At 42.0% G+C, this 16,542-nt stretch carries 7 protein-coding genes; 1 reads left to right on the top strand and 6 read right to left on the bottom strand.

The genetic code is table 11. From position 1 onward, the window contains the following. Both QF042_RS17835 and QF042_RS17830 read right to left on the bottom strand, forming a co-directional pair. Nucleotides 1-5,769, bottom strand: a complete 5,769-nt coding sequence (locus tag QF042_RS17835; RefSeq protein WP_307530859.1) for a lamin tail domain-containing protein — start codon at nt 5,767-5,769, stop codon at nt 1-3. 2,014 nt (nt 5,770-7,783) lie between these two features. After that, complete coding sequence (locus QF042_RS17830; protein ID WP_307530857.1) at nt 7,784-8,404, bottom strand: L-threonylcarbamoyladenylate synthase; 621 nt, start codon at nt 8,402-8,404, stop codon at nt 7,784-7,786. A gap of 83 nt (nt 8,405-8,487) precedes the next feature. Here QF042_RS17830 and QF042_RS17825 point away from each other — a divergent pair, with 83 nt between their 5' ends. Continuing rightward, a complete protein-coding gene (locus tag QF042_RS17825; RefSeq protein WP_307530856.1) occupies nt 8,488-10,149 on the top strand; it encodes an FMN-binding glutamate synthase family protein in 1,662 nt (553 codons plus the stop codon). Nucleotides 10,150-11,092: 943 nt separating this feature from the next. On the opposite strand, the gene asnS is transcribed toward QF042_RS17825, so the two are convergent. The 4 genes from asnS to QF042_RS17805 form a co-directional block, all read right to left on the bottom strand. Continuing rightward, nucleotides 11,093-12,541: an asparagine--tRNA ligase gene (gene asnS / locus QF042_RS17820; RefSeq protein ID WP_307530854.1), complete on the bottom strand. Its 1,449-nt coding sequence runs from the start codon at nt 12,539-12,541 to the stop codon at nt 11,093-11,095. A 165-nt stretch (nt 12,542-12,706) separates the two neighbouring features. Beyond that, complete coding sequence (locus QF042_RS17815) at nt 12,707-13,696, bottom strand: transglutaminase family protein (RefSeq protein WP_307530852.1); 990 nt, start codon at nt 13,694-13,696, stop codon at nt 12,707-12,709. A gap of 109 nt (nt 13,697-13,805) precedes the next feature. Further along, nucleotides 13,806-14,741, bottom strand: a complete 936-nt coding sequence (locus tag QF042_RS17810) for an alpha-E domain-containing protein (protein WP_307530850.1) — start codon at nt 14,739-14,741, stop codon at nt 13,806-13,808. Between the two features lie 9 nt (nt 14,742-14,750). Next, entirely contained in the window at nt 14,751-16,199 is a 1,449-nt protein-coding gene (locus tag QF042_RS17805) for a circularly permuted type 2 ATP-grasp protein (RefSeq protein ID WP_307530848.1), read from the bottom strand. Nucleotides 16,200-16,542 lie beyond the last annotated feature (343 nt).

Below are 16,542 nucleotides of genomic sequence, written 5' to 3'. Positions count from 1 at the left end.
TTAGTCTCTAATGATGTTGATAAAACCTTTGAATGTACCGATGCCACTACCTAAATCGATAATGTAATAATAGGTGCCTTCACTTAAAGGACTACCGTTTACTGTTCCATCCCAATCGTTGGTATAAGTTTGTTTGGTATATAAAACCCGCCCGGCCTTATCGAATATCTTCAAGGTATTGTTTGGATAATAATCGATGTTCTTCACGATAAATTTATCGTTGTAACCATCACCATTTGGCGTAACTACCGTACTGGCTTCTAACTTATAATCTTCGGTTACGGTGATCGAAATCGTTTGATCGCTTACACAGCCACTGGCATTGGTTACCGTTACCTTATAAGTGCCGCTTTGTTTTGGCCGGATGGTTACGGATGCCGTGTTTTGCCCGTTGGTGATTTCAGCACCTGTCCAGTTGTACTGTACGCCGCCAGCTGCGGTTAAAATGAGGGCATCTCCTTTAGAAATCGTCACCCCTTTATTGCTGCTGATGGAAACCACCGGTAAGGCGTATATGGTTATGGTAGCAGTCCCAGTTTGTGCCTGACCGCAATTGGCATCTTTAACATTCACTAAATTATAGGCAAATGTACCCGCTACATTACTCGGGGCCGAAACAGTTACCGATGGGCTTGCAGCGGTTGTGCTGGCGGTTTTATTTGCGCCACCGTTAATGTTATAGGTAAAAGTATAGGGGGCAGTTCCGTTTGCTCCGGTAAAGGTGATGGTTGGGCCAACGCCATTTAAACAAACTGCAGCTGTACCGGTAATGCTTGCTGTAGCAGTTGAGGTAACCGTTAATTTGAAAGTTTTAGTGCTTTTATCTACGCCTCCGAAATCTGTTCCGCCATTATCCATTACGGTAACCGTGATATTGGCTACACCACTTACATTGTTTTTTAAATGGTAAGTAATCGTGCCTTTGTCGGTTCCGTTTGGTGTTACGGTTAATACATCAAACAAGTTAGCGTTATCAGCAGTAACCGAAAGTGTAGTGTTTTGTGCAGTTTCAGGACCGGCAGAAATTCCGGTTAAGGCAATAGTTTGGTTGGCCGGAGTATAACAAACAGCCTGGTTTGTCACCGCATCGATTGTGGGCGCACCATTGCCGAATAAATATCTTGTTTTAACCGGATAGTGATCGGTTGTAGTAGAGCTGTAATTGGTGACCAGGTTTTTAACGGCATCTAAAACCTCGGCCGAGGCTGGAATGTAGTTGAGGTTAAGGCTTTTGGTAATGATAACGTTATCAATTACAGTATTAAACCCGGCGGTTGATTGTTTTCCTGCTAAACTTAAAGGCAGGGTAACCGGGAAATAATTCGCTGCATCCTGTGTGAAATCTGAATAGGAAGTTCCGGTACCAGGCATTGGCGCAATGGTTTTATCGGCATCCAGTACATCGTTAAAATCGCCCAGAATAATCACTTTTTTGCCGGCAAGGTTAGCGTCCAGCCAATCTTTTAATTGTTTGTTGCCGCCTTTTCTCCGGTTATAGGCATCAATCTGATCGGCCGTTGTGCCTGTGTTTGCTTTGGCATGAATCTCGACAAAATAAACGGTATCTAATTTATTGTTAATTTTTACCTGCGCCTGCATCATGTAAGGGAAACGGCCCGACGACCAATTTTTGTAAGGCGTACCATCGGCACTGGTTGTCGGCACAGCAGGGTTATAGGTATTTCTTAAAATACCTAAAGTTGAAATAGGTTTAATTAGATCGGTGCGGTACATAAAAGCCAGTTTTTGTGCCAATGGATAATCGGCATCGGCTTTATCATCGGCATAGGATCCGAATTCGCTGAACAAAACATTATAGCCTGCCGGTAGAACGGTATTTCGGAACAAAGTGGTATCTACAACCTCTGCAAAGCCATAAATATCTGCATTTAGATTGTTTACCACGGTTTTAACGTTAGCCGCCTGTAATACATCGTTAGATGGATCTTGAGCTGGACTGCCAAACCACTCGATGTTCCAGTTTACTACTTCTAAAGTATTGGCAATATCGAAGGTGTTTCCGCTAAAGGCAACGGTTTTATTTGCTGAACCGGGAGTAGCAATATTTACATTACCGGTATAACTGGTATTCACTACAGTTGGCGAAAATTTAGCATAAACTGTTGGCGAAGTATTGTTGATATCGGCTTTTGGGTAGGTAAGTGTGCTTGTATATGTTCCGGTACTTGTTTTGGATAGTGTGAAATTAGCCGGAGCGGTTAAGGTTACATCGCCCGTTAAGTTACCCGCAGAAAAACCAAAGCTATTTGCAGCAGAAGTGGTATTAACCGCCTGGAAACCGAAACTAAGGCTCGATGGCGAAGTGCTAATATCAACCGCTGGTGGCGTGTTCGAATTGGTTACGGCAAAATCATCAACCGTCCAGCGGCTGGCCGATGAAGTGGTAGAATTATATACAATAGCGACATAAATTGGCGTTGCTTTGTAGGCTGATAAGTCTATATTATCCGATTTAGTCCATTTATCGCTACCTGTTTCAGGGAATTTACCATCTAAACTTGTCCAGGTGGCCAGTGCAGGATTACCTGAACCGGTATAGTTTGTAGAGATTTTGAGTTGTAATTTATCTCCTGCGAAAGCAGATCTTGTCCAGAAAGATAAAATAGCGTAATTAAACGAGGAGATATTTAAAGCTGGCGAAATCAACCAATCCTCATTTAAAATATTGCCGCCAGAATAACCGTTAATCTGAAGGGCATTTCCGGCGCTCGCCACACCTGTTGGGTCACTTGCATCATGTCCGAAAGTAGTGGTACAGCCCCAGGTTTGTGCACCGCTTACGCTGTATTGATAAAAGCCATCGGATAGGGCAGCGCTACCCACCGTAGTACAATTTTCGAAGTTGAAAGCCGTTTGGTTGGGATCAACCGCCGCGCCGGTTAATGAAAGTGAAACCGAGGTTGCACCTGCACTGGTATGTAAAACGGCACCGGTTGCATTACCAATGGCCGTTGGGCTAAATTTTACATAAACGGTTTGATTGGTGACCAAATCTGCCACGCTGTAACTTAATGTGGTAGAAAAGCTAACATTATCTTTCGAAATAGAAAAAGGAGCCGCTGTAGTTAAAGTAGTGGCGTTGGTTAAGTTACCAGCAGATAATACATAGGTTTTGGCTGTTGAAGTGCTGTTAACGGCCTGATTGCTGAAAGCCAATGTTTTTGGCGTGGCAACCAAATAGAGGCCAGTTGTTGAAGCAGGTTCGGTTACCGAGCTGTTTTGCGGATTTGGTGCCCTCAGTACAAAATCTAACGAGTTTTCATCGCTATCGTATCCATTACCTGCGAATTCTTCTGTACCGCCGATGCCCATGGTGGTGGCATTTGACGTTGAGCTTGCTTTTCTTTCAATTGATGTGGTATTGGTTGTGGCTGGTGCCGGGGCAGTGCCTTCAAAACCATTTGCTGTTCCAAAACCAACTTTATCAATAATATTTGCACCCACTGGGTTCGCACCTGTTTGAGGGGCCGCCAAATTGCTTAACAAGATCTTTCCGGTTGTACCCGATAAGGTGAGCGTACCAATTTTATCAGGCGTTGGTAAATCTAATGTACCACCTGTGCCTGCTGATTGTTGGATCAGGTAAAAACCTTTTGGGGCGATAGCACCCGATAAGGTGGTTGCTGCCCAGCTCCCTGTACCTGTAGCACTTGCATACTGAACGCTCCATCCTGTTAAATCAACGGCACTTAGCGTAGGGTTATACAATTCGATAAAGTCGTTTTTATAGGTTGCACCGCTGTTACCACCACCGCCATAAACTTCAGAAATGACCACATGATTCGCGCCTACAGGTTCTTTTATCAAAGTGTTTTGAGGATTTGGTGCAGTAACTACAAAATCGGTACTGTTGTTATCGGTATCATAACCATTTCCATTAAACTCTTCGATGCCCCCAACGGCTAAAGTAGCTGCGGTTGAAGTTGCACTTGCTTTACGCTCTATAGAGGTGGTGTTGGAAATTAATGGTGTAGGAGCGGTTTCAAAACCGGTGGCCGTTGGGCCAAAACCTACTTTATCTATTACAACAGCCGTTGATGGATTTGCACCCGTTAAAAGTACGTTTGAGTTGCTTAAAATTACTTTTCCGGTGGTACCCGAAAGGGTTAAAGTTCCGGTTGCATCTGGTGTAGGTAAATTAACGGTTCCGCCTGCTCCAATAGCCTCCTGAACCAAATAGAAACTTTTTGCAGGTATGCTTCCTGTTAAATCTGTTTTGGCCCAGGTTCCAGTTCCGGCCGCGTTTAAATACTGTACGCTCCAGCCTGTCAAATCAACTGCGGTATTACCCGGGTTATATAATTCGATAAAATCATTTTTAAAGGTTGCACCAGTGTTTCCACCACCACCGTAAATTTCTGATATGACAATATGTGTTGGCGCCGCGGGTGGTGTTGTACCCAGGCCTGTTGTGCTAATATTCTGCATAGTTGCACCAGTGCTCGAAATACTGATATTACCTGATGTTGCGGTAGCTGCTGTCGGGCTGAAACGTGCGGAAACAGTTTTGCTTGTGGCAAGCTCGGCCACCGTATAAACTAAGGAAGTGCTATAGGTAATATTATCTTTTGAAAGATAAAAAGGAGCTGTAGTGGTAATATTTACGACATCAGTTAAACCCGTTGCACTCAGGTTGAAGGTTTGTGCTGTAGAATTGGTACCTGTATTCTGCGAACCAAAATCGAAAGCCGTTTGGTTTACCGTTAAAATGGTTGATAGTCCATTTCCGCTTACCGCAACATTAACAGGAGTAGCACCAATGCTTGTATGGGTAATATTGCCGCTGGTGTTACCTGCAGCCGTTGGACTGAAACGTACATATACCGACGGAGATGCAGCAATCTCGCCTGCAGTAAAGCTGATGGAATTGCTGAAAGTAGTATTGTCTTTTGAAACAAAGAAAGGTGCCATTGCATTTACGGAAACTCCTGCCGTTAAATTGGCTCCGCCTAAAGTGTAACTTTGTGCTGTAGAATTTGAATTGATATTTTGATCGCCAAAAACCAATGAAGTATTAGATGCTGATAAAACCGGCGTAGCGGTAACACTGCCTTTTGGCGTGATGCTAAAATCGTCGATGGTGTAAATACCATCGCTTCCTAAATCGTCGGTATCTGTCCAGCGGATATAAAGCGTGGCAGCATTTGCCCAGGTAATGGCGGTGATGCTTCCCGAAATAGCGGTTTGATTTGCGGGTAAGTTTCCATCAGTGCCAGCTGCTGTGGTAGTTGTTGTTAACTTTTCGTTAAGGTCCATACCAGTAAGTGGGAGCCAGGTGGCCGATGCATCAGCAATGCCTGTGGCATTGAAACTGTATTCGAAATTTAGTTTTTCGTTAACTGTAGCGGTCGAACCGGTTCTCCACTGTTCCATCACACCCGATAAATCGATTGAAGTTACAGTTGCACCGGTGTTATTCTGGAATCCGGCACCAAACCTTGGTACCAATGCACCAGAGGCGAGACTTCCTAACGAACGGTCGGCGGCTCCGGCTGTTCCTGCATTGTAAGCAGCGCCACTATTTGACGAAGCGGTGTAAACCGTTAGTATTAAGGCCGAACCAACGGCTGCAGTGCTTGTACCACTGGCTTTAACAGCGCTCCATCCGGCAACTGTTGAAGTGCCGGTTGCGGTCATGCCGTCAAAATTTTCTGATTTAGCTGTATTTATTGCCGTTAATGAAACCTGGGCAGATAAATAGTTAGAGAAAAGTAGGAAAAGTAAAATGAGAAGTAAAGGTCTTTTCATATAATAAGTTTTGTTTATAACAAATGTATATGCAAAAGCCTTATAATCAGATTAATTTAATGTTAATTTGGGCGATTGTGGAAAAATAAATATAATAAGTAATAATTTTTTGATTGGGACGACGTTCATATGCTTTTTTGGGCGTTTTGGTTTAAAGATTCGACTGTAATATCATTGATAGATACTAAAAATCGACGACATCCCGCCCGGAGCAATTGATACGGCAGTCACTTCGTGGTTTTTGCTTTTAACAATTTCCTGTCATCCTGAGGCACGAAGGATCTCTGCGTAATTAACCACTACCTTCATTTATGCATTATTCTTGATACGGTCGTCATTCCCGCGCAGGCCTATCGTGTGGACACATCTACATCAGCCTGTATTTGTTTTTAGCGCATATCCCTAAGGCAATCGTCCTGCTAATAACAAACTTGATATCTTAAAAACTATAGTTTGGAGATAAATGTTCATTTTTTTTGCCGCTCTATGCCGCGGTGGCATGGTACTTTGGAGCGCCAAAGTACCCAAAGCGCTTTGTCAATCCAGCAATGGGCCTTTTACACAATCCTACACGCATCAAAAAAACAGCGGCACTTCGTTTTGTGTTCAATATTTCTTAAAGCTTTAAATTAGCCTCTATGAACACAAAACCACTGCGTTTTAGGTTTGGCAGTACTATTTGTTCTTCCCTGCAACTGTTTTTTTGATTTCTCCGGCCCTTGGGATTGACGGCGTTCTTCGGTTAAAACAATGTGTTATTTGAGGAAGCTAGCAAAACGTCTAAAAAGTTAAATTCAAAAAGATGTGTCCACACGATAGGCGCAGGCGGGAACCTTAAAGCGGTCGCTATTTCTTTGCCTTAGGCTCGGGCTTGCCTCAGCTCACCGCCGCCGAGGGGCTCTTACCTTTTTCTTGATAAAAAGGTAACCAAAAATCAAGGCTTGGAACTGATGTCGGATAAATTCGTCAAAGCTTTTTGAGTCGCCAGCACAAGCCCCGATGAAGGATCGGGGAGGGCGTGCTGCCTCGGGGTAGTGGTAGGTTGAAAGGAGGTGCAAAAGCTTTAACGTTTTCTCCTTCCATCATTTCCTATGCCAATAGCATGATGCAGATCGCCTAGCGCACATTGTAGGGCGCAGAAATTTGTCTTTCAAGCCCTTTCCCTTTCAGGGGAAAGGTGCCGATAGGCGGATAGGGGTTTAAGGCGCTCGCTATAATACGGTCGTCATTCTACTACAACAATAAATCCGTCATTGCGATGAGGCTTTTTCAGCCGATAGCCTGTCCCGACCTCGGGAAAGCAATCTTACTACTATGGATTATCGGCGATTGATACGGCAGTCATTCCGTCGCTTTTGCTTTTAATAATTTTCTGTCATCCTGAGGCACGAAGGATCTTTTACCGAAGGATTCTTCACTGTGTTCAGAATGACAATTATAGGTTTCGCCCCCTGCTCGGGCTTGCCTCAGCTCACCGCCGCCGAGGGGCTCTTACCTTTTTCTTGATAAAAAGGTAACCAAAAATCAAGGCTTGCATCCTTTCTTGTAAAAACCTACGGAAATCTTAATTGCGGCAGTATCGAGGCTCTTGGCTTGGCTTATCCCAGCACGCACGCTTGATCCTGCCTTGGGCTGTGGGGTATTGAGGGGGGCTGCATAGATTTTCGTGCTTTTTCCTACGAAAATCTGCAAGGCCGGATAGCAGGGTGCAGATCGCATGGAGCATATTGTAGGGTGCAGGGAAAGACATCTGTAAATTGATCACGCTGAAACTATGAGAGGCACGCTGCGTCGTCATCTCGACCGCAGTGGAGAGATCTATAGCAGATAGCGTTGAACATATTGCAGGATGCGGTAATTTGTTTTTTAGCCCTTTCCCTTTAAGTGGAAAGGTGCCGATAGGCGGATAGGGGTTTATAGGGCATGTTGTAGGCATCCTTAGGATTGATCCCTTTGAAACTGTGAGGGAAACTCCCCTCCTACAGGAGAGGCTGGGGGAGGTTTTGCTCGGTCGCTACAAATACTCTTCAATATTCCCTTTACCCTCACGAATTACTTCGAACTCGCCCGTGGTACAATCAATTACAGTAGATGCTTCGTTATCGCCAAAGCCACCGTCAATGACCAGGTCGACCAGATCTTCGTATTTTTCGTGGATCAATTCCGGGTCGGTAGAGTATTCAATTACATCATCGTCATCCTTTATTGAAGTAGATAGGATAGGGTTACCCAGTTCTTTTACAATACAACGGGCAATATTGTTATCGGGAACACGGATGCCGACCGTTTTTTTATTCGAACTCAATAGTTTGGGTACGTTGTTGTTTGCGTTAAAGATAAACGTAAATGGCCCGGGTAAAGCTTTCTTCAGCACCCTGAAAGTGGTATTGTCAATCGGTTTGATATAGTCGGAAATGTGCTTTAAATCGTGACAGATGAAAGAGAAGTTCGCTTTCTCAGGTTTGATGCCCCGTAAACGGCAGATTTTTTCGATGGCCTTTGGGTTGGTAATATCGCAGCCCAAACCATAAATGGTATCGGTAGGGTAAATGATTAAACCGCCTTTTTTCAGCACCTCAACAACTTGTTCAATGGCTCTTTCGTTGGGGTTTTCTGGATATATCTTAATAAGCATAGCGTAAAAATAACAAATTAATGGTGTCAGTTGTTTAATAATCCTAATCTTTGTACCAACAAAACATACGCTAATCTATTATTATGAGAAAAGCTTTCGTCGCCATTGCCGCATTTTTAATTGCCCTCACCATTATGCTGGGCTTGTATCATCCCTTTTTATGGTGGACATTCATTTTTACAGGTCCTTTTGTCATTCTGGGTATTTACGATTTATATCAGCCCAAGCATAGTATTGTAAGGAACTATCCGGTTTTTGGCCGTTTAAGGTACTTTATGGAAGAACTGAGGCCCAAAGTTTACCAGTATTTTGTAGAAAGCGATACCAACGGTACACCTTATAGCAGGTTAAACCGTTCTTTAATTTATCAACGCGCTAAAAAAGATAACGATACCATTCCCTTCGGAACACAGTTAAATGTTTACGATAATGGTTACGAATGGTTAAGCCATAGTATTGCCGCTATTTCGCACCACGAATTAAATTCAGATCCGCGCGTTATTGTTGGCGGACCAGATTGCAAAAAACCTTACTCTGCCAGTATTTATAATATTTCGGCCATGAGCTTTGGTTCCTTAAGTCAGAATGCCATTCTAGCTTTAAATGGTGGTGCTAAAATGGGCAACTTTGCCCACAATACGGGCGAGGGGGGAATTAGCGACTATCACCGTCAGCCAGGTGGCGATTTAATCTGGCAGATTGGTACCGGTTATTTTGGTTGTCGTAATGCCGATGGTACTTTTAATTATGATGCTTACGCCGAAAGGGCAAAAACCGATCAGGTGAAAATGATTGAGATTAAACTTTCTCAGGGAGCTAAACCAGGGCATGGTGGTATGTTGCCAGCCAAAAAGGTAACCTCAGAAGTCGCCAGGATCCGTTTAGTGCCCGAAGGCAAAGATGTATTGTCGCCACCGGCTCACTCGGCCTTTAATACGCCTATCGGTTTGTTGGAGTTTGTGAAGAAACTCCGCGATTTATCGGATGGTAAACCAGTAGGGTTTAAACTTTGTATCGGTCGTAAAAGCGAATTTTATGCCATTTGTAAAGCCATGATAGAAACCGGAATTTATCCTGATTTTATCACCGTTGATGGTGGCGAAGGTGGAACAGGTGCCGCACCACAGGAGTTTTCGAATTCGGTAGGTATGCCTTTGCGCGAAGGTGTGGCTTTTGTGTATGATATTTTAAATGGTTTTGATCTGAAAAAACACATTAAAATTATTGCCTCTGGTAAAGTGGCAACCGGTTTCGATCTGGTTAAAAACATAGCCCTTGGTGCCGATATGTGTAATGCTGCCCGCGGCATGATGTTCGCATTGGGCTGTATTCAGGCTTTAGAGTGTAACAGTAATACTTGCCCAACAGGGGTGGCCACACAAGATCAGAGTTTAATGAAAGGCCTTGTAGTAGAAGATAAAACCGTTCGGGTTAAAAACTTCCACAACTTAACCGTAGCCAGTGCGGTGGAATTATTGGGTGCTGCGGGTTTAAGAGAAACGCATCAGCTAAGCAGGGCGTATATCAACAGGCGGGTAAGCCCAAGTGTGATACAGAGTTATTTAGAGAGTTTTCCATATATCCCCGCAGGTAGTTTGTTAAAAACGCCTTATCCAACCCGTTACGAATTGGGCATGGCACTCAGCACCTCGGCCAGTTTTGCACCGACCGATTATAAGGTTTCGGCGGTAGATTATGCGCATGCAAATCCTTACGGAGATACCATGCATGATGATGGACGTTAAGGGTGGCTAGCGAAGTTTCAAAGGGCATAAGCGTAGGCAGAACTTCGTAAGTCTGGCTGGGGAAAGAATGAGTTTTTTTAGAGCCAGGGCAGTAGTGCTTAGGTTTCCGAAGTCTAAAAAGGCCATGAGTACAGGGATGACTTCGTAAGTCTAGCGATGGATTTTGTTAGTTATTTTTTGAAAAGCAAGGGCAGTGGTGCTTGGCTTTGTTCAGTCCTGCTTTCTGCTACAAGTCCTCGCTACGCTGCGGGCTTTCCGCGTCAATCAGGTTTATTTGGCAGGGATAGAAAAACTATTAATGTCTAAATCACCAAACGTTCCTACGGAACGAAATCGCCAATTTGCAATTGGCTACCCATGAGGCGTCCCGCTGGGACGATTTTTCAAAATCCTTGATTTGTTTAGCTTACATTAATTCGGTTGTGTTCACACTGTGAGGGCATCGTCATTATAAGAAGGCTTTTTCAGCCGACGAAGCAATCTTTATCGCACGATTACTAGCATGAAAGATTGCTTCGTCGTTCCTCCTCGCAATGACGACCCTTATATTGAAGTCTGTCAATGGTAGTTTATCTCAGGGTCTTAAGAATACAAAATAGCATGATAGATACTGAAACAAGTTCAGTATGACGGAATCCGCCTCCTCGGTCGTCACCCTGAGTTTATCTCAGGGTCTTAATAACGCAAATAGCATGATAGATACTGAAACAAGTTTAGTATGACGGAATTCGTTCCCTCAATTCTCTCTCTGCATTCATTTCAGGGTTTTATCGCATGATATATCTCCAAATACTAACATTGCAAATCGAAATAATTTATGGATTAAAAAAAAGAAGTCAAGTTTTTGAAACTTGACTTCTTTGATAATGGGCTATTTGTTTTTCCTAAACCCTAAACCCTAAACCCTAAACCCTAAACCCTAAACCCTAAACCCTAAACCCTCCTAAAACTCTGCGTTTTTCGGGAATCTTGGGAAAGCAATTACATCACGAATGTTGGTCATTCCGGTTACGAACAATACTAAACGCTCGAAACCTAAACCAAAACCTGCATGTGGCGCTGATCCAAAACGGCGGGTATCTAAATACCACCAAAGTTCGTCTTGCGGAATATTTAAATCTTCCATACGTTTAGTTAAGCGGTCTAAGCGTTCCTCACGTTGTGATCCACCAATCATTTCGCCAATACCTGGGAATAAGATATCCATTGCTGCAACAGTTTGTCTGCCTTCAGCATCTGGCTCATTCTGGCGCATGTAGAACGATTTAATATCAGCAGGATAATCGGTTAAGATTACCGGTTTTTTAAAGTGTTTTTCTACCAGGTAACGTTCGTGCTCACTTTGTAAATCAGCACCCCATTCATCAATCAGGTATTTAAACTGTTTCTTCTGGTTCGGTTTAGAAGACTTTAAAATCCTGATCGCCTCTGTATACGTTAAACGTTCAAACTCATTGGCTAAACAGAAATCCAATTTCTCTAACAAGCTAAATTCGCTGCGCTCGTTCTGCGGTTTTTGTTTATCCTCTTCAGCCAAACGGGTATTTAAAAATTCTAATTCATCTTTGCAGTTATCTAAAGCATATTTAATGACATACTTCATCATATCTTCTGCAAGCTGCATGTTATCTTCTAAATCGGCAAAGGCAACCTCAGGTTCAATCATCCAGAACTCGGCCAGGTGGCGTGTGGTATTCGAATTTTCTGCTCTAAATGTAGGACCGAAAGTATAAATCTGTCCGAAAGCCATTGCCGCTAACTCACCTTCTAATTGCCCCGATACCGTTAGGTTAGTGGCACGGGCAAAGAAATCCTGCGAAAAATCTACTTTACCCTCTTCAGTGCGAGGTGTATTGTCGAAATCTAAAGTGGTTACTTTGAACATCTCACCAGCGCCCTCCGCATCACTTGCTGTAATTATAGGGGTGTGCATATACACAAAACCACGTTCATTGTAGAATTGATGGATAGCGAAAGCCAAAGCATGGCGTACCTTAAAAACGGCATTAAAAGTATTGGTACGGAAACGCAGGTGAGCAATTTCGCGTAAAAACTCTAAACTGTGTTTCTTTGGTTGTAATGGAAATTTTTCAGGATCGCTATCACCCAAAATTTCTACACTTGTTGCCTTAACCTCTACTGTTTGCCCTTTACCAAGCGATTCGATTAATTTACCCGTTGCAGAAATGGCTGCGCCAGTTGTTATTCTTTTTAACAGCTCATTAGGTAAATTATTAAAATCGATCACCACCTGGATATTGCTCATGCAAGACCCATCATTTAATGCAATAAACTGATTATTACGGAAAGTTCTCACCCATCCCATAACCGTTACTTCTGTGTCAAATGCTGTCGACTTTAATAAATCTTTAATTTGCTGTCTCTTAATCATATTGTTATTTGTAAAAGGCGCAAATTTAGAAAAAAACTTTATCAGTTAGCAGTTTTCGGTATACAGTTTTCAGTTTTTTAGCGTGAAGGAACTGATAGCTGAAAATTGCCTATTGCCAATCGGTAACTGCCAACTGAAAACTTCCAACTGGTAACTGAAAACTGCCTACTGTTGCTGCTGTTGTTGCTGCATGGCTTCTATATATTGTTGGTAGCTATTTTTCGTTCTGGCGGTGCTTATCGTTCCCGAAGGTTTGATGTAGTTTACTTCTTTTGGTTGAAAGTAGGTTTCATTATCGTTAAAGTCTTCATCATTATAACCTACTGATACGTTAACTTCCATAATATGCTCGAAACCACCTTTGTAAACACCTTTTACCGGCGAGCAATCGGCAAAATAACGGCCTACAGCCAAGCGGACATGGTTTTCGTTGGCAATACAGTTATTGGTAGGATCTAAACCCAGCCAGCCGTACCCGGGTAAATAAGCCTCGGCCCAGGCATGGGTTGCACCTTCGCCACGCATACCATCTCTATTGGGGCAGATGTAACCACTCACATATCTCGCAGGAATTCCGGTTAAACGCAGCATGGCTGTTAATACATGCGCAAAATCCTGGCAAACACCAGCCTTAAGGTTTAAAATTTCATCAATAGTGGTATCAACCGCCGTTACACCTTTAATGTATTCGAAATTATTAAATACATGAGCACAGTATTTTATCGCAGTTTGATAAGGTGTATCTTCAGTATTCTTAAGGTTTAGGGCCGTTTCTTTTAATTGAGTGATACCATTAAAACTTTCCTGCCTTAAATAATCGATATACAGCACGTCAAATTTTAAGGTGCTTAAGCTGTTCCATTGCTCACTGCTAAACATATCATCTTGTGGTAATGGCTTCGGAAAGGTTTCGACACTAACTTTCGAAAAGATTTTAAGCTGGGTATGCGGCTCGTTTTGAGTAAAAGTGCCAACTTCGTTCCCGTAATAATCGATAAAAATTTCAATTTCAGGACTTCCGGAGATATTCAGGTCGTGTTTAACCACTTTTTGGAAATCATCTTTAATCGGGAATAAAATAATCTGATTTGCACTATCTCGAACAGGCAATTCGTATTTGTAATTGGTGATATGTTTTATTTTGAAAATTGGCATAATGGTTATTGTTATGTTTTACCACAGATAAAAAGGATAAACACAGATGAAAAATCAATAAAGGAAATAGAATCTGTGTTAATTTGTGTCAATCTGTAGTTTAAAAAACTTATGAGTTTGCGAAATAATATTCATTTAACAGGTTTCCAATGCCGAAAAGTTCAGCCCTGATCTCTGTAAGGTAATGATGTAATTGCTCTTCGTTCATGGTGTTAACCGAGCTATAGGTAATCATACTTTTTAAACGCCCTATTTTAAAAGATAGGTTGTTGTAATGTTCAATATTACTTTCGCTTTTAAGCCGGTTAAAATATCTTTCAATATTATTCATGGCATATAGTGCCGACCGTGGAAAATCATTGTTGAGCATAGCCAGCTCAATGATGTTTTTCGCATCGAACCCTTGTCTGTAGGTTTTAAGATAAAGTTCATAACCACCTAACGAAAGCAATAAATGTTTCCAGTAGGCTATATCGGTCAACAGATCAGGGTTACTGCTTATGGAGCTGAATTTAATGTCCAAAATATCAACTGATTGAATACTTCTTTCCAGGTGTTTGCCAATATTCATAAAACTTCTGCTTTCCCCGCGTTCCATTGCGCTATCGGCCGTTCCATTATACAGCATTACTTGTTTAATCAAGATATCTAATGCGGTAACAGGATCGTCTTTTTGTACATACCACAATAGTTTTTCATCTTTAACGGTGTGGTAGTATTCGTTTAGGCATTGCCATAAATCTTTTGGAATATGTTCCTGAACGCTCCGTGCATTTTCCCGTGCCAGGGTAACGATGTTTAAAATCGAATTCGGGTTCTCGCGGTTTAACAAGAGGTATTCTATCACCGCCCGGCTATCGTGCTGGATATTCAATAATTCATTTTCGTCATCTGATGAAAAAATCCTGATTACCGGCTTCCAGGTAAATTCCTGTATGGTATCTTGCGAGGAGGCGTAATTTATTTTTAACATGCGCAGCATACCGTCACTGCGCTCAACATATCTGCTTAGCCAATATAAGCTTGATGCAACTCTACTTAACATATTCTGTTTCTAAGAAGTTAAAACCCATGTATCTTTACTGCCGCCGCCTTGCGAGCTGTTTACTACCAGCGAACCTTCTTTTAAAGCTACCCTGGTTAAGCCGCCCGGAACAATCGAAATACCATCCGGCCCGTTTAAAGCGAAGGGACGAAGATCGATTCTGCGTGGAGCCAGTTTTCCGTTAATAAAACAGGGAGCAGAAGACAGGCTGATGGTGGGCTGGGCGATAAAGTTGCGTGGATCTTTCAGGATCTCAATTTTGTATGCTTCTGTTTCCTGCTCGCTTGCGGCGTGGCCCATTAACATTCCATATCCACCGCTTCCATTGGTTTTTTTAATGACCATCGTATTGATGTTTGCAAAAACATAATCGAGCTCATCTTTATTACTGAGCTGGTAAGTGGGCACATTCTTTAATATGGGTTCTTCGTTAAGGTAGTATCTGATCATATCCGGTACATAGGTATAAACGGCTTTATCGTCGGCTACGCCATTGCCTACCGCATTAATAATAGCTACATTGCCTTTGCGATAGGCGCCCATCAGACCTGCTACGCCCAGTACACTGGTCGGGTTAAAAACCAGCGGATCGAGATAGTCGTCATCTACACGGCGATAAATCACATCCACTTGCTGCAGGCCGGTTGTGGTTTTCATAAATACTTTTTGGTCTTTAACCACGAGATCGCGTCCTTCTACCAGTTCTACACCCATTAAGCGGGCCAAAGTAGTATGTTCGTAATAAGCAGAATTGTACATGCCGGGGCTCAGCAATACAATTGTTGGGTTGGAAACTGCCCTTGGCGAGAGCGACATCAAATTTTTATACAATAAGGAAGGATATTCGGTTACACTCCTTACACCGCACTGCGGAATAAGGTCGGGGAATAGCCTTTTGGTGATTTCCCTGTTCTCGAGCATATAGCTTACACCAGATGGTGTACGGAGGTTATCTTCCAGTACATAAAATGTTCCGTCGTGATCTCTGATCAGGTCGATTCCGGCAATATGGATATAGATATCGTGTAATACATTCACATTATGCATCTCTCTTAAGAAATGCGGACAGGAATAAATTACATTTACAGGCACAATCTGGTCTTTTAGGATAAATTGATTGCTGTAAATGTCTTTTAAGAAAAGATTTAATGCTTTTAGCCGTTGTTTTATTCCTTTTTCTATAAAAGACCACTCTGTTGAAGTGATAATTCTCGGGATGATATCAAAAGGGAAGATTTTTTCGATGCCTTCGCCACTATCATATACTGTAAAGGTAATACCTTGACTCATAAATAGCTTTTTAGCGAGTTCTTCCTTTTTGTTTAGGTTATCGAGAGACTCTTTAGAGAAATTGCTGATGAAACTTGCATAGTGATTTCTGTAATGATCACCGCTTAGAAACATTTCATCATAAGTTTTTGGATGATTAAAGTAATTTTTTATAAAATCTTCTATCATTTTGCTTAAATATTTCCTTAAATTATGATTTTGTAAGTAAAAAACTAGTGTTTTTATATAAAAATTTAATAATCATATGATTTATATCTATTTATAAATGTTTTTATGTCTGAATTTTAACATTTTATATGTTTTTTATTAAAAAAATTAATTTTTTTAATAAAAATACTTGCTAATATGAATAAAGTTTGTACTTTTGTAATGCTCGTTAATTATTATTATATATTTGGTTTAAAAAAAGCGCTGGTAACGGCGCTTTTTTTATAAAACTTTCAAGACTTATTCATAATCAACATAAACCAAACACCCTAAACCAAAAAAAGCTCCGGTAAAACGGGGCTTT

Source organism: Pedobacter sp. W3I1 (assembly GCF_030816015.1).
Classification (GTDB): Bacteria; Bacteroidota; Bacteroidia; order Sphingobacteriales; family Sphingobacteriaceae; genus Pedobacter.
Note: the sequence above shows the minus strand (reverse complement) of the source record. Positions and strands in the feature narration are given on the sequence as shown.